This is a genomic window from Kordiimonas aquimaris, assembly GCF_025574485.1.
In the GTDB taxonomy this organism is placed as follows: domain Bacteria; phylum Pseudomonadota; class Alphaproteobacteria; order Sphingomonadales; family Kordiimonadaceae; genus Kordiimonas; species Kordiimonas aquimaris.
Genome location: NZ_JAOBPO010000002.1, coordinates 2,501 through 18,997, shown reverse-complemented (window position 1 = coordinate 18,997; position 16,497 = coordinate 2,501). Strand labels below are relative to the sequence as shown.

The window sequence follows — 16,497 nt, the reverse complement described above, 5'->3', positions numbered from 1 at the left end:
GAACGTGGGATATCTCAAACAAATAACGGCAGGCTTTTTATCAATCATAGCCATTCCAATTACATCAATTGGTGCGTCAGCTCAGACTCAGCTCCATGAGGTTACAATACCCGGAACACAGTCATTGCTTGTACACTCAAACATTATAAACCGAGATTACAAAATATCTGTCTCTTTACCTGAGGAATACGATGCGAAAAGCAACAAAAAATATCCGGTGTTATTGGTGTTAGACGGCAATTCATACTTTGCAACCACGGTTCAAAGTTACCGTGTGCAGCGTATTGGTAATGATGTACCACCACTGGTTATCGTTGGTATCGAATACCCCACACTACGCCGCGACGAGTGGCTTGTCCGCCGTGCTGGCGAATTTACACACACCAAAGTTGCTGATTTTGACAAAAGCTATACCGAACAATACGGTATGCCAGTTACAAGCGGTGAAGGCGCAACTTTCATGCGCGTGATTAACGAAGAAATCATTCCCATGATTGAAAAGCAGTATCCCGTATCTTCAGATCGGGCGCTTTTTGGTCATTCACTGGGCGGCCTTTTTGCGACAAATAGTTTACTCGATAGTAACCGCACGTTCAGTCGCTATATCATCAGCAGTCCGTCATTATGGTGGGACGATGAAGTTGCCTTCAAATGGGCTGAAGCTTACGACAACAAAAACAACGTACTCAATGCAACAGTGATGTTGTCTGTTGGCTCACTGGAAGGACCGCAAATGGTGCCGCCAATGGAACGCATGAGTATTGTACTGAAAGCAAGCCAGTATGAAGGTCTAGATATTACGACGCATGTTTTCGACAATGAGACACACCTGTCAGTTCAACCTGCCACACTAAGCCGTGGTCTGCGCGTTATTTACGCTAAAGACATTGCTGCTATGAAAGCTCAGGCTGAATAACACACTGAATACTTTCAGATGCTTAACCAACAAAAAAGCCACCCTAATGAGTGGCTTTTTTCATGTCTTATTAATAGCAATTGCTATTTGAAATAATCAGGCGCTTTCGGCACCTTGATTTTCTTCGGTGGGTTCTTCTTCAACTCTTCCATCAGGTGCTCCACCGTTGCTTCAAGCTGAGGGTCACGCCCTTGGCGCCACAATGCGGGATCAAACTCAATCTCCACATCAGGCTCCATACCCGCATTCTCCATCTCCCACTCGCCTTCCGTACCAAAGATTGCAAAATCAGGAGATCGCACAAAACCACCATCCATCAGTTGTGGCAGCGCCTGTGCAGCAACAAGACCGCCCCACGTGCGCTTACCAAAGAGCTTGCCTGTGTTGCTTTTGCGGAAAAACCAAGGCATTGCATCACCGCCAGACCCTGCCATCTCGTTAACGATCATAGCTTTCGGGCCGTATATAGCACCGCCAGGTACAGGCACAGTTATGTCACCATGACGATAAAAGATATTGGCGAAACGCTCTTTATTAAAGGTTTGCGTTACATAGTCTGCCAAAGAGCCACCGCCGTTAAATCGTTCATCAAGCACGGCGCCTTGCTTATCTGTTTGCGCATAGAAGTAGCGGTTAAAACTACGGAAGCCTGAACCACCAGTATTTGGCATATAAATATAAGCCAGTTTGCCGTCTGACAGCTCGTCGACCTTGCGGCGGTTACCTTCAATCCAATCAATGTTGCGGATGCCTTGCTCGTTTGCAATTGGCTTAACCATCACTTCGCGTGCATCATCACCGTCAGCAGTTTTGGCAATTTTCAAGCGTGTCATTTTACCTGCCATAGCCTGAAATGCAGCGAAGATATTTTGATCCGCTGTAAGATCACGACCATTGACCGCAATAATGTAATCACCCGCTTCAATATTCAAACCCGGCTGATTAAGCGGCGCCACCAAGCTTGGTGACCAATTTTCACCATTGTAAATCTTGGCAATTTTGTAGCGACCATCATCAACTGTGTAATCCGCACCAAGCAATCCAACAGAAACAGCATTAGGCCGCGCCTTATCACCGCCACTAACAAACATATGGCCAATGGTCAGCTGACCTAACATTTCATTAAACAGATACGTCAGGTCTGACCGGTGACGCACATTCTCTACATAAGGAGCATATGTGCTAACCGCCCAATCGAGGTCAAGGCCGTGTAGATTTTTGTCATAGAAAAAGTCACGTTCACCACGCCAAATTTCATGGAACATCTGGTTCCATTCTGCAGCAGGATCAACACGCACTTCCATTGCAGCGGTTTTTAGAGCTGAACCTGGTTTGCCCAGCGCCTTGGTAGACGCAATACTCCATGCACCACGACCGCGGCGCACAAGTGCTGACTTGCCGTCTGCTGAAACCTCAAAACCAGTGAAGCCACCAGCTTGCTTGGTCACTTTCTGCGACTTTGGATCAAACTTGAAGATGTTAAGTGTTGGCGGACCATTTTGGCCTGCGATACCTTCGGCGGCATAAAATTCACCGGCTCCGCCTGCGAACAGTCCTGCCCATGTTGTATTTGCAGCAGGCATTGCAACAATGCGGTTTAGAATACCATCCAGATCAATCTTCAGCGCCTTTTTAGGCTCTTCTGACTTGTCTTCCTTTTTAGCCTCGTCCTCTGAAGCTTCATCAGCATTTTTGCCTTCTTCTGCTTCATCAGCAGGCTCAGGGTTTTTCTCTGCCTTTTCTTTAGCTGGTTTTTCTTTAACAGGTTCATCATCGCTTTCAGGTAAAAGCGGCGAAGCCGTATCTTTTGCCAAAACAGCTGCATATATAGACCGGGTTGTCGTACGGCCCATGCCTGACATGTCAGCAAAGCTGATCTGCTCACCAATGTTGGTGCTGGCTGCGAAGTAAAGATACTTACCGTTTTTATCAAAAATTGGGTAGCGCGCATCGCTCATACCGTCTGTAATTTGATGCGTTTCACCTGTTTCCAACGAATAAACGAAAATAGCGCGCAGCAAATTTGGCAATTGCTTGGCGTATGTTACCCAGTCACTTTCCGGCGACCAATTTGCCTCCATGGTGTCCGGGGAAGAAACAATGTTCTTGTCTATACGCACCGCTTCTGCGTCATCGCCTTTTGAAAGGTCCACATACCACATTACATTGCCGTGGTCGCGGAATGCAATCTTCTCACTATCCGGAGCCCAAACAGGACCGCGGTAGAACATTGGCGGTAATTTGATTACACGCTCTGCCTCGACACCTTTCTGATCACGGATGTGCAATGCATATTCACCTGTCGCTTCGGAGAAGTATGCGATTGACTGCCCGTCAGGTGACCATGCAGGGTCGCGCTCCATTGCGCCGGTTGTACCGGTAATATTGCGTACATCACCCTTTTTTGCGGGCACAGTAAGAATTTCACCGCGCGCCTCAAATACTGCACGCTTACCACTTGGCGAAATTCTTGCGCCTGCAATACGGTCACCAACTTTTTTGTAGTATGGACGTTCAGAGCCTACGTCGGCGTTCAGCGTGATCTCTACTTTGCTTGAAGACCGTTCATCCGGATCGAAAATATGGATGGTACCAAACTCTTCATAAACAATGCTGCCACCCGGGCCTGCACTTGCTGACTTGATATCCATACCGTCATGAGAGAAGGCTTGGCGCACACGCTTACTTTGTGTGTCATACGAAAACAGGCGGAAGTCACCGATTTTGCTGTCACGGTCCGAAATAAAATAGACTGTATCGCCAACCCACATCGGGTTTTTATCAATAGCACCAACATCAGGCACTTTTACAATGCTCGAGTCTGACAGCTTTGCAATCCAGATCTTGTCTTGCTGACCACCACGATAACGTTTCCAAGCTTGCTGCCACTGTGTAAGTGGTTCGTATGCGATATGATCGCCGTCAGGTGAAAAATCACCACGTTCGGCCATCGGCAACGGAAGCTGCTGAGGCAAATCATTGCCGTTCAACCCAACAGTAAACAGGCGCCGGAAATTGACATAACTTGCACGAGACGAGCTATGCAACACTTTGCTACCATCCCGGCTCCAGCCACGTACAACATCAGGACCAGGATGATATGTCAGTCGCTTGGGCGTACCACCATCAATGTCAATTACATATACATCTGTATTGCCATCATACTCACCTGTGAAGGCGACCTTGGTACCGTCCGGAGAAAAGAACGGTGTACGCTCATCACCAATACCTGTTGTCAGGCGCTCAGCCTCACCGCCACCGCGGCGAACACGCCACAAATCACCTGCGTATGTAAAGACCACATAATTTTCACTTAGTGCAGGCTCACGGTACAGCGTGGTATCTGCCATTACAGCGCTACTGGCAGACAACACCGCCAACCCTAATGCACTGTATATTGTTTTCCTGATAACGTGCTTCATAAAGCCTCCCCAAATCCCAAATTGTTTGGCAAGACGTTATTGCAAATGGAATATAAGGGCAACACGTATGCTGATTTATCCAGCCACCACCTGTGTATCACCATGGAAAAGCTGAATGAGAACGTCACTTTTACGGCGAAGTTCACAACTGTCGCAAAAGTGACAAATACATCTACTGAAGAGATTGTTACGCTGTTACCATTAAGGATGTCAGCTTACGAGTGCTCTACGACAGGTATGTTTTTAGCGGCGTTTCAGCATCTGCGCATTGCTCTCGCATCACCGTAATACCAGCCGTCAGCAGGCGGCGTGCAGCCATATGGTCTGGCACTGCATTGAGCGAGTCTACCGCGATCAACTGATCACCTTTGAAATAGCAAATAGAGAACTTACCACTGGCCATATCTCCCCTGACCAAGCTGTCATCATAACCCCGTGACAACCCTGCCATTTGCAGTTTCATGTCATACTGGTCCGACCAGAACCACGGTAAAGCATCATGACATACCTCTTCTCCAGCAATCGTTTTGCCTGCCACTGTCGCCTGATCTACCGCGTTTTGCACACTCTCTAGGCGCGTATGAGCACCAAAGCGCATATGCATACCGTTAGCACAGTCACCTACCGCATAGATGTCAGGGTCATTTGTACAGGCATGTGCGTCAACCAAGATACCACGATCACATTCAATACCTGCTGCAGCAGCTATTTCACTATTCGGAATTACACCAATACCCACAATCACGACATCTGCTTGCAAGCAAGTTTCATCAGCTAGCGTCACTGAATAAAGCCCGTTATCATATGCAATCTCTTGAACTGGAGTGTTCTCGATAATTTTTGTGCCGCGTTCGCTGTGCTTCCCGCGAATATAACCTGCCAGCTCAGGAGCCACGAGACCAGGCATGATCGTCGGCATCGCTTCTATAACAGTTACACTATGGCCCAGTGTGTTAAGCGTTGCAGCCGTTTCAAGCCCAATGAACCCGCCACCAACTAAAACAATACGTTTTGGCGCACCTGCCAGCCGTTCTTTTAGAGATTCAATATCATCAATACTGCGAATATATTGCAAGCCCATACTTTCACTGGCGCCAGGCAATGCACGCACACGTGCACCAGTTGCCAAAACGAGTTTGTCATATGTGTGCTCTTGGCCGTCAGTTGCCAAAACTGTCTTTTTATCGCGGTTAATGGCCTTAATAGCGATGCCTGAGTGCACATTGATCTGCTTTGTTTCATAAAATGTGGGTGGTCGCAGGAAAAGGCGCTCTGTTTTCAGTTCGCCTTCAAGGTATTTTTTTGACAAAGGCGGCCTCTGGTAAGGCAGGTGCTGTTCTTCACAAAATAGATCGATAGTGCCTTCGTAGCCACTGCGACGCACGCTATCAGCGACTTGCATTCCAGCGTTCCCACCACCAACAATAATCACTTTTGTTACAGCCATCACCACTTCCTTTTACTTTCGAATATCACAGGTGATGTAAGTCCTTTATTAATTAAACGCAAGCAAGTCAGCCTTCAGCGCCCTATTAGAAGCAGCATCTGTAAGTGCCAAATTATCACACTTTCTACTTTTTCTGTGGCGCATGCACAAAATCTAGAAATAAGAATGATAATGAGATTGACTCGCATCTTCAAAAAGCCTAATTGCAACTCAATCTTAATTACAGTTCTTAGGAAAACTTATGTACGCGCTTACCCTTCGATCCTCTTTATCTTATTTAACGCTAAGTATTGCACTTGCAGGCCAAGCCATTGCAGACGCACCGACTAATGACCAGCGCGACATTGAAGAAGTGATCGTAACGGGCCGCTATCTCGCAAATGAGAAGTTTAGCGCCACCAAAACACCGACACCCCTTGTTGATGTACCACAAAGCCTGTCGATTGTTTCAAACATACAAATTCAGGAACAGGCATTCACTGAGATCGGCGACATCTTGCGCTACACACCAGGCGCATCCATTGGTCAAGGTGAAGGCCACCGTGACCAAATCACTATTCGCGGTCAAAACACAACGGCTGATTTCTTCATTGATGGCTTGCGCGATGACGTTCAGTATTTCCGCCCTCTATACAATCTCAAGCAGGTTGAAGTGTTGCGCGGTTCAAATGCGCTAATCTTTGGCCGTGGCGGCGGGGGCGGCGTTATTAACCGCGTTACCAAGACACCTGAAGTTGGTGAAGATTTCGGTTCTTTCACAGGCGGCGTGGACACTTTTGGTTCCGTTAATGTCGCTGGTGATGGCAACTTTGCTGTTTCAGACACATCAGCGTTTCGCGTAAATGCTTTTTACGAGTCACTGAATAATCACCGCGATAATTTTGGCGGAGATCGTTTTGCGATCAATCCAACCTTTGCAACCGAACTTGGTGAAGACACCCGCTTGTTGCTTTCATACGAGTATGTCGATGATGACCGCGTTGTTGATCGCGGCGTTCCATCACTGAACGGTGAACCACTACGTGGCTTCGATAATACATTCTTCGGCGGGCCAGATTTTAACCGCACAACGTTGCAAGCAAACATTGCACGCGCCCGTATCGATCACGAATTTTCAGATGCTTTGTCTTTCAATGCTACTGTTCAATACGCAGACTATGATAAGCTTTATCAAAACCTCTTCCCTGTTGGTTTTGACGATCAGGCAGGCACAGTCACACTTGATGGTTATATCGACAGAACCAACCGCCAAAACTTGATCACACAAGTAAACTTTGTCGGTTACTTTGAAACAGGCGGCTTAAAACATACGCTATTGTTTGGTGGTGAATACGGTGACCAAGACAGCGATAACGACAGAAGAGACACATTCTTTGCTGACAGCGCTGATGACCGCATCACATTCAACTTTTCTGATCCGCTAGTTATCCCTGCTGTATCGTTTCCTACGTTTAACCGCGATCGCAGTTCTGAAGTTTCTTTCGCTTCTTTGTATGTACAAGACCAAATTGATATTGGCGACAATTTCAAAATTGTTGCTGGTCTGCGCTACGATCGTTTTGACATTGATGTAGTAGACAATGTTGAAGTAGCTGACGGCGCAACAGACGGCAATGACGGCCTTCTAGGACGTGTTGACGAAGAAGTTTCACCGCGTATTGGCTTGATCTACAAGCCACAGGAAAACGTTTCAATTTACACAAGCTATAGCCGCTCTTTCTTGCCGCGTTCCGGTGATCAGTTCCTGACACTTAGCCTGACAAGTGAAGCACTGTCGCCCGAGAAATTTGAGAACTACGAAATCGGTGCCAAATGGGATATCAACAAAGAGCTTAGTCTCACGGCATCGGTGTTCCGCCTTGACCGCGACAGCGGTACAACAGTTGACCCGAACGATGCAGGTAACCTTATTCTGGTCGGTAGCCGTACAGAAGGCTTTGAGCTGGAGTTAAGCGGCCAACTACAAGACAATTGGACAATTCACGCTGGTTATAGCTACCTTGATGCTGATGAACGTGGCCGTGTAGTTAATGGCGCCCTGGCGAACCGTACTCTCTCACAAGTGCCAGAGCACATGCTGTCTCTCTGGAACCGTTACGATTTTACTGAGAAATTCGGTATCGGTGTTGGTATCTCCTATCAAGCAGCCCAGTTTGCCTCAATCAGCAACAATGTTGAATTACCTGATTTTGTTCGTGTTGATACAGCGCTGTACTACAATGTATCCGACACAGTGAAAGTACAGTTGAATGTAGAAAATTTGTTCGATTCAGACTTCTTCACAGCGGCACATAATGACAACAACATTTCAACGGCTGAACCGCTAAACGCTCGCTTGAGTTTTACAACAAAGTTTTAAGCTGAATATTACAAAGCGCGTTAGAGCGCAGAAAACATAATAGGCCCATGGCATATGCCGTGGGCCTATTCTTATTCAGTAACCGCGCTCAATGTCTAATTAATAAGATGCTTAACCGCAGTGATTAACTGACTTGATGAAAATGGTTTAGCAAGCGAGCAATCGGCGCCAAGAACTTCTGCAACTTTTAGATAAGTAATAGAAGATCCTCGCCCACCGCCAGAAATGGCGATAACTTTGGCAGGGTTCTTCGCGTTCTTAAGCTCGGTTAATGTTTCCAATCCATCTTTCTCGGGCATCAATATATCTGTAATAATTAAGTCAAAGCCTGGTTCAGCTGCTTTACGCAAACCAAGCTCACCGTTTGTTGCTGTTTCAACATTATACCCGTTTTCCACCAGCATGATACTAATAGACTCGAGCACCAAAGGGTCGTCATCAATAAGTAAAATATTTTTCATTTTCAAACCTGCGCCCATTGAAATTTGCATAGACCCTCAGCTTACAGCATCACTAAGCTTCACATGTTAGAGGTGGCTTGGGAATATAAATAGTGACATGGCAACCTTTATTTTGTTCGGTACTAACAAACAGTTTACCACCTGCACTCTTAACCAACCTATAGACTATAGCCATACCAAGCCCTACTCCCTCTCCAACAGCTTTCGTGGTAAAAAAGGGATCAAAGATACGCTCGGCTGTCTCTGACGACATCCCCGGGCCATTATCACGAATGACAATCTTTATGTATTTGCCTGTATCAAGATCGTCTCGTCCATTATCAATATTAACTGCGCTTACATCCACGATAATAGATCCTACATCCTTGCCAATAGCATTGATCGCATTAACAACAGGATTCACAATAATACTTTGCAGATCATCAGAAGCTATATTCAAGTGACCTAAATGCTGCTCCATATTTAAATGAAGCCCAATATTTTCTGGACACGCAACCTCCAGCATTTCTTTCGTATCATCTAGGGTCTTAGCAACATCACTTGTTTCATCGTTGGTCACCGTGCCGGATGAAAACTCTAAAACTCTGGATACTGTTTGTTTTGCGTTTGTCGCCGCAATAAAAATAAGCTCAAGTTTTCTATAATTGGGGTCATCTTCAACAACCCCGTTTCGCAACATCTCCGACATTGATATTATCGGTAACAACTGATTATTTAATTCATGCGCCATTCCGCCGGCCAGCGTGCCAAGCGCCTCCATTCTATGAAGGCGCGCCAACGTTTGCTCAAGTGCTATACGTTGATCAAACTCCTTTTTAGCTTCCCTAGACTTACGATATGTCATCCAAGCCAATGGGATAGGAATTGATAAAATAAGCAAAACATATTCATCAAGTTCGAGGTGTTCATACTCTCGGGTTAATTTATAAATACCCTCAAAAGCATCAAGAAAATGAAACAGTATAAATATGATAATCAAAATGCTTGTCGCGATCACAAGGTCTTTGTTAAAAATATACTTGCGCTTAGAAGAATTCACTATGATCTAGTCCTAATGCTCATTGACAATATATTCATAAAGCTTGCCACTTTTATCATCCACACAAGCAAAATGCATAACCTACATGCCGCTATAATAGTCCGCCGTAGATAAATCACACAACTATATACTCATATACATCCATTGATTGCGTGAATAAAATAAGCCATTCACAAGGTTCTGTATTTGACGCTCGCATATCATTTAGTAATTTCAATCGTTAAAAACTCGGACGTAAAGCTTTGCCCGGCAGCATCCATTTCAGCTAAAATACTCAGAAATTCAGCATCCTGATGCAATGCTGTTTCGGCTTCTGCAAATTCGATAAAACTTGGCAGTTCCCAATACAGAAAAATATCACCGTTATGCGTTGCGGCAAAAGTGCCCATAAACACACGCATGGTCACAGGAAGCTGCAACCTATCCGCAACGCCTTTCACGCGCTTCATGCGATCCAGAAAACCGTCCAGATCGTCGTTCACATCCACAATGATTACATCACGTACTGGTCTGTTTTGATCTGTTGCCTGTACGCTACTCACGTTAAAAAAAAGTATTACTGCAATTAAAGCCGTGACAGTCTGCTTCATCATATAACCCTCCCATTTAGCATGCGCAGAATACATGCCTCTACTTATAAATAGAAGAAATACAGCACATGCTTAATTTGAAGGTCTTGGATTAACAGCTGTTATTAAGCGAAAACCCCTCTGGCTTAGATTAATAAACCAAAGGGTGTTTATGGTCATTTCTTCGGCTTGGGGGGTGTTAAATAAAACTGATTAACATGTTTTACGCCTGCATGATTCATGGCTAGGTTTTTCGCTAAAAATGCATCGAACCCAGCCTGATTGTCCCATTCCGTAATAATGGTGTACTCAGGAGTATAATCATATCCGAAAGGCGAACGAGGGTCCGTTAACTCCAGCTTGACAATACCACCTGTTTCCTTTGTCTTCTCAAGAAATTCCCGTTTAAACTTTGCAAACAAGCCCGCATCTTTTTGCCAATATGCGGTTAACACCTGTATCTTGTCATAACTGACAGTAAAGGATTTATCCTCGGTCAGTTGATAGTTGGTCATGTCGAACCGTGACCATATATCAAGCCTGCGTTCATTAAGGTCTGGCACAGCTTCCTTCAATGCGGTTAATGCATCAGCCCTGTCCTGGAAATCACCGGGCCATCCACCAAAAATCAGTACTTCAGGATAATAGTTACCTTGTGTTGGCTTCCGGGTGATATCAAATCCTGACAGGCTTTTATAATCCAGCGCTCTTGCAACTGAAATCGCCTGACGGGCATAATCATTCAAGGCTTCACCAGAGTTTTGACGACGTGTCAAAAACAGAAAATCAATGACCTGCCCTTCTTTCAAATTATATGTTTTTTCACCTTCCTGTGCATTCACTGCCGTCATACTCAAGGCAAATGCCAATATTAAAACCGGCTGTAGTATTCGTCTCATCTTCTACTTTCCTTCGCTGTTATACGCGTTCGCCAGCACGAAATTAATTTGCTGGGGTAATTCCCATTAAAAGAGCTAACTAAACGAAAGAAGACCTGACAGCGCACATATGATGTGCAAAAGTGCACAGCATGAATTGGGATGATCTCAGAATTTTAGAATCATGTGCTAGAAACGGCTCTTTTTTGCGCGCTTCGGAAGAACTAGGCCTCAGCCACAGTTCAATATCACGGCGCATGACACATCTGGAAAATGACCTCAAAATTACGTTACTGAACCGAACACCTGGCGGCATCACGTTAACTGATGCCGGGCTGTCTATTGCTGCACAGGCCAATGACATGGCTGCGGCCGCCTTGATTGTAAAGAATACAACAGAAAACACCGCCAGACTTTCAGGCCGTATTCACTTTGAAACGATCGACTCAACAGCCTTCAACTTGATGGGTTACCTGAACGAATTCACACTCCTGCACCCTGATGTAGAGATTGACCTGCATCTCAACCAAAACATGGTAGACTTGGCACGCGGTGATGCTGATGTAGTGCTGCGTGCTACCAATGACCCAACACAAGACTATGTAGGGCACCATGTTGCCGATCATGCATTCGGCATTTTTGGTTCTGTTGACCTGATAAACCGTTACCCCCCTGATACACCGCTCAATGATTTACCTTGGGTCCTTTGGGGTAATAGCTGGACTGACGAATGGATGAAACAACTCGGCTTAAACCCGCGGGTAGCGATGCGTGTAAGTACTGCATTTGGCATGGTGCAGGCCATGCGTGCAGGCATTGGTATTGGCCATATGGCATGCTGGGCTGTTGCACAGGATGAGGGCTTTCTTTGTTTACGCGCGCCTGATGAAAAAAGAAGTCTTCAAATCTGGATTCTCGCACACCAGAGCATGCGTAGAAACCAGAGGGTTAAAACATTCATGCGGTTTTTGCGTCAAAAAATAGTGGCTGATCGGAAGCTAATTGAGGGCGGCCTTGGCAGCCCTACTCGCCCGTTAAATCGCCCACTTATATGACCATACAGAAATAGGCCAAATCTGGAGCTTATCGCAAATGCTAGTCATATTAGCGCAATCAAACGGCATCTTCTAGACGCTGGCCCTAATGTGAATATTATAATTGGTACATATTTCGGCGAAAAACCAAATACAGAGGTCATTCATGACTGATAAAAATCTCACGAGACGCAATGCAGTCGCTGCAATTACTGCAATGGGTGGACTTGCAGCAGCAAGCAGCTTTAAAACTGCTAAGGCACAAGATGAAGTGGTTTCTCAGCAAGCATTCAAACTAACAGACCTAGCGCAACAGAACATGGAAACAGATGGGCCGTATCTGCGCTTTTTTGACAACCAAACCATGAGCACAGGCGTATATGCACTGAAAACCGGCGCTGTAGATCAGCAACAACCACACCGGTATGATGAACTGTATATTGTAACTGAAGGCAGAGCAAAATTACGTGCTGGCAACGAGATTTTTGATGCTACTACCGGCAGCATATTCTTTGTAAAAGCTGAAATTGAACACCGCTTCGAAGATATCACCGAGGACCTAAACGTTATTGTCTTCTTTTCCAAAGCAACTCCTGAATAACATTCTTTTATCAAAACTCCCCACGCCAGACAGCTGCGACATTTTGGTCTTTCTTGCAGAATTCACCGTTGCGGTGCTACGCATCCTCACGTTGTCTCCGTGCTTCGCTAATGCGAAGCTCTCCATCCGAGCCAGCATGCTCATTCACCGGCTCTCATACCAATTAAAAAGCCTCGGGACCTTAACGGGTTCCGAGGCTTTTTAATGATTGTGAGAGTAGGGTTTTAGGTGCGCATGCCTATCGGCATTGCTTCCTTGTCCTTGGCGCTCTTTCGCAATGCACTGCATTGCTGCGCCGGCGGTTGAACCTACTTTATCCGTAGGTTCAAGTCTTACTCACACAGCCCATATACGCAAAAAGGGCCCCTGATGGGACCCTTTTTATCGTATTGGTTGCGGGAGTAGGATTTGAACCTACGACCTTCAGGTTATGAGCCTGACGAGCTACCGGGCTGCTCCATCCCGCGTCAATTATATTATGTCACCCGTTCCGATGGCTTATGCCATTCTCCGATGTGACGCAGCTCAGGGCTGCTATGTGTCTGCTTCCGGTATTGCTATCGCAATCCCATGAAGAGGGCTCAAGATTGCCCTTGGTTGTCGACTATAGGAATCAATTGTCCTTTTAGACGACAAAACCGCCTTTTGAAGGGCGGTTTTTGGTATTTGATATGTGGTTATGTGTACACTCTTTTGTAGATCTGGCGGCGACCTACTCTTCCGCGCCTTAAGACGAAGTACCATCGGCACAAAGGCTTTTCACTTCCGGGTTCGGGATGGGACCGGGTGGGACAACCTTGTTATAACCACCAGATCAACAAAAGAGTGTTATTGCGAGTATCAAAGCATGCTTTGAGTAATGTTCCAAGACAATCTCTAATTACCGAACAGCGTAGCTGTGAGGCAAGGCCAAGCGGCCGCCGCGCACTTTTGCGCGAATTAAAGACAAAGAAAGCTTTCCTTTCTGTCTATGGAGAGGCTCAAAAGCCTATCGAGCAATTAGTATCAGTTAGCTTCACCCATTACTGAGCTTCCACACCTGACCTATCAACGTGGTGGTCTTCCACGGCTCTCAGAGAGACCTTATCTTGAGGGGGGCTTCCCGCTTAGATGCTTTCAGCGGTTATCCCTTCCGGACATAGCTACCCTGCAATGCGGCTGGCGCCACAACAGGTCCACCAGAGGTCCGTCCACCCCGGTCCTCTCGTACTAGGGGCAGCTCCTCTCAAGTCTCTTGCGCCCACGGCAGATAGGGACCGAACTGTCTCACGACGTTCTAAACCCAGCTCACGTACCTCTTTAATTGGCGAACAGCCAAACCCTTGGGACCTGCTCCAGCCCCAGGATGAGATGAGCCGACATCGAGGTGCCAAACACTGCCGTCGATATGAGCTCTTGGGCAGTATCAGCCTGTTATCCCCGGCGTACCTTTTATTCGTTGAGCGATGGCCCTTCCACACAGAACCACCGGATCACTATGACCGACTTTCGTCTCTGCTCGACCTGTCAGTCTCGCAGTCAGGCAGGCTTATGCCATTGCACTCGACGATCGATTTCCAACCGATCTGAGCCTACCTTCGCGCGCCTCCGTTACCATTTGGGAGGCGACCGCCCCAGTCAAACTACCCACCACAGAGGGTCCCAGTCCCGGTTTCACGGGACGTGGTTAGACATCAGAGACAACAAGGGTGGTATTTCAAGGATGGCTCCACTCGCACTGGCGTGCGGGCTTCAAAGCCTCCCACCTATCCTACACATGTTATCCCTAATGCCACTCTGAAGCTGTAGTAAAGGTGCACGGGGTCTTTCCGTCTGACCGCGGGTACTCCGCATCTTCACGGAGAATTCAATTTCGCTGAGTCTATGCTGGAGACAGTGGGGAAGTCGTTACGCCATTCGTGCAGGTCGGAACTTACCCGACAAGGAATTTCGCTACCTTAGGACCGTTATAGTTACGGCCGCCGTTTACCGGGGCTTCAATTCGCAGCTCTCACTACTCCTCTTAACCTTCCGGCACCGGGCAGGCGTCAGACCCTATACGTCGTGTTATCCACTTCGCAGAGCCCTGTGTTTTTAGTAAACAGTCGCCACCCCCTCTTTTGTGCCCCCAACTAAAAGTTGCCTTAAAGCTGGGCCTCCTTATCCCGAAGTTACGGAGGCAATTTGCCGAGTTCCTTCAGCATAGTTCTCTCAAGCGCCTTGGTATGCTCTACCATCCCACCTGTGTCGGTTTAGGGTACGGTCAATATGGTGGTGCTATTTCCTGGAACAGATTCGCGGCAAGACCAATCCAATAAGGTCTCACAACTTACTCCATTCGTCACATTCCACCTGGTTCAGGAATATTAACCTGATTCCCATCGACTACGCCTTTCGGCCTCGCCTTAGGAGCCGACTCACCCTGCGCGGATTAGCCTTGCGCAGGAACCCTTGGGATTTCGGCGACAGTGTCTCTCACACTGTTTATCGCTACTCATGTCAGCATTCTCACTTCTGATATCTCCAGAATGGCTCGCGCCACACCTTCGCAGACTTACAGAACGCTCCGCTACCACTTGATCATAAGATCAAATCCACAGCTTCGGTACTTGTCTTTAGCCCCGGTACATCTTCGCCGCAAGACAGCTTATTTAGACCAGTGAGCTGTTACGCTTTCTTTAAATGATGGCTGCTTCTAAGCCAACATCCTGGTTGTTTTGGCCGTCTCACATGCTTTCCCACTTAGACAAGATTTAGGGACCTTAGCTGGTGGTCAGGGCTGTTTCCCTCTCGACTACGGACCTTAGCACCCGCAGTCTGTCTCCCAGGCTCTACTCTTCGGTATTCGGAGTTTGGTTAGAATTGGTAAGGCTCGCGCCCCCCGCATCCATCCAGTGCTCTACCCCCGAAGGTAATACCTGAGGCACTACCTAAATAGTTTTCGCGGAGAACCAGCTATCTCCCGGCTTGATTGGCCTTTCACCCCTAGTCACAGGTCATCCCCGCGTTTTTCAACACGCGTGGGTTCGGTCCTCCAGTGCATGTTACTGCACCTTCAACCTGCCCATAACTAGATCGCCGGGTTTCGGGTCTAATGCATTTAACTCAGTCGCCCTATTCAGACTCGCTTTCGCTACGCCTACACCTATCGGCTTAAGCTTGCTAAATACACTAACTCACTGACCCATTATACAAAAGGTACGCCGTCACATCACAATGGATGCTCCGACTGCTTGTAAGCATTCGGTTTCAGGTTCTATTTCACTCCCCTTATCGGGGTACTTTTCACCTTTCCCTCACGGTACTGGTGCACTATCGGTCGTATAGGAGTACTTAGGCTTGGAAGGTGGTCCTCCCACGTTCAGACAGGATTTCACGTGTCCCGCCCTACTCAAGTCCGTCTTCTCTTCCTTCCCGTACGGGGCTATCACCCACTATGGCCAAGCTTTCCAGCTTGTTCCGGTAAATTCAAAGACGGCACTGGCCTGGTCCCCGTTCGCTCGCCGCTACTAAGGGAGTCTCTGTTGATGTCCTTTCCTCCGGCTACTTAGATGTTTCAGTTCGCCGGGTTCGCTTCTACAACCTATGTATTCAGTTGCAGATACCACAAAAGTGGTGGGTTTCCCCATTCGGATATCTGTGGGTCAAAGGTTACTGGCACCTCACCACAGCTTTTCGCAGCCTGTCACGTCCTTCATCGCCTCTATACGCCAAGGCATTCACCAAATGCTCTTAGTTCACTTGAGAGCTCCTCCATATCCAGAAAGCAAAACTCTCTAAATACTTGGAACA

Annotated in this window: 10 protein-coding genes, 1 tRNA gene and 2 rRNA genes; 4 read left to right on the top strand and 9 right to left on the bottom strand. The window is 47.0% G+C overall.

What is annotated here, in order from left to right; all coding sequences use genetic code 11:
- Positions 1-4: 4 nt before the first annotated feature.
- On the top strand, positions 5-916 hold the full coding sequence (locus tag OEU88_RS05835) for an alpha/beta hydrolase (RefSeq protein ID WP_262694190.1): 912 nt from the start codon (positions 5-7) through the stop codon (positions 914-916).
- A gap of 83 nt (positions 917-999) precedes the next feature.
- On the opposite strand, the gene OEU88_RS05830 is transcribed toward OEU88_RS05835, so the two are convergent.
- Both OEU88_RS05830 and OEU88_RS05825 read right to left on the bottom strand, forming a co-directional pair.
- Positions 1,000-4,338 carry a S41 family peptidase gene (locus tag OEU88_RS05830; RefSeq protein WP_262694189.1) on the bottom strand — a complete coding sequence of 1,113 codons (3,339 nt, stop codon included), beginning with the start codon at positions 4,336-4,338 and terminating at the stop codon, positions 1,000-1,002.
- A 226-nt stretch (positions 4,339-4,564) separates the two neighbouring features.
- Entirely contained in the window at positions 4,565-5,785 is a 1,221-nt protein-coding gene (locus OEU88_RS05825; protein WP_262694188.1) for an NAD(P)/FAD-dependent oxidoreductase, read from the bottom strand.
- A 241-nt stretch (positions 5,786-6,026) separates the two neighbouring features.
- Between OEU88_RS05825 and OEU88_RS05820 the strand changes: the two genes are divergently transcribed.
- Entirely contained in the window at positions 6,027-8,144 is a 2,118-nt protein-coding gene (locus OEU88_RS05820; protein WP_262694187.1) for a TonB-dependent receptor, read from the top strand.
- A 95-nt stretch (positions 8,145-8,239) separates the two neighbouring features.
- On the opposite strand, the gene OEU88_RS05815 is transcribed toward OEU88_RS05820, so the two are convergent.
- The 4 genes from OEU88_RS05815 to OEU88_RS05800 all read right to left on the bottom strand — a co-directional run bounded on the left by OEU88_RS05815 (position 8,240) and on the right by OEU88_RS05800 (position 11,112).
- Positions 8,240-8,605 (bottom strand): response regulator transcription factor, encoded by a 366-nt coding sequence (locus tag OEU88_RS05815; protein ID WP_262694186.1) that lies wholly within the window; start codon positions 8,603-8,605, stop codon positions 8,240-8,242.
- Positions 8,606-8,657: 52 nt separating this feature from the next.
- Complete coding sequence (locus OEU88_RS05810; RefSeq protein WP_262694185.1) at positions 8,658-9,644, bottom strand: sensor histidine kinase; 987 nt, start codon at positions 9,642-9,644, stop codon at positions 8,658-8,660.
- A gap of 200 nt (positions 9,645-9,844) precedes the next feature.
- Positions 9,845-10,237: a hypothetical protein gene (locus OEU88_RS05805; protein WP_262694184.1), complete on the bottom strand. Its 393-nt coding sequence runs from the start codon at positions 10,235-10,237 to the stop codon at positions 9,845-9,847.
- A 152-nt stretch (positions 10,238-10,389) separates the two neighbouring features.
- Entirely contained in the window at positions 10,390-11,112 is a 723-nt protein-coding gene (locus OEU88_RS05800) for a hypothetical protein (RefSeq protein ID WP_262694183.1), read from the bottom strand.
- Positions 11,113-11,243: 131 nt separating this feature from the next.
- Here OEU88_RS05800 and OEU88_RS05795 point away from each other — a divergent pair, with 131 nt between their 5' ends.
- Positions 11,244-12,146 carry a LysR family transcriptional regulator gene (locus OEU88_RS05795; protein ID WP_262694182.1) on the top strand — a complete coding sequence of 301 codons (903 nt, stop codon included), beginning with the start codon at positions 11,244-11,246 and terminating at the stop codon, positions 12,144-12,146.
- Between the two features lie 145 nt (positions 12,147-12,291).
- The gene (locus OEU88_RS05790; protein WP_262694181.1) at positions 12,292-12,726 is read left to right on the top strand and encodes a cupin domain-containing protein; all 435 of its coding nucleotides are present in this window, start codon (positions 12,292-12,294) and stop codon (positions 12,724-12,726) included.
- Positions 12,727-13,116: 390 nt separating this feature from the next.
- Here OEU88_RS05790 and OEU88_RS05785 read toward each other — a convergent pair.
- The 3 genes from OEU88_RS05785 to OEU88_RS05775 form a co-directional block, all read right to left on the bottom strand.
- Positions 13,117-13,193, bottom strand: a tRNA-Met gene (locus tag OEU88_RS05785).
- 232 nt (positions 13,194-13,425) lie between these two features.
- A 5S ribosomal RNA gene (rrf, locus tag OEU88_RS05780) occupies positions 13,426-13,540 on the bottom strand.
- A 163-nt stretch (positions 13,541-13,703) separates the two neighbouring features.
- A 23S ribosomal RNA gene (locus OEU88_RS05775) occupies positions 13,704-16,451 on the bottom strand.
- Between the last annotated feature and the right edge of the window lie 46 nt (positions 16,452-16,497).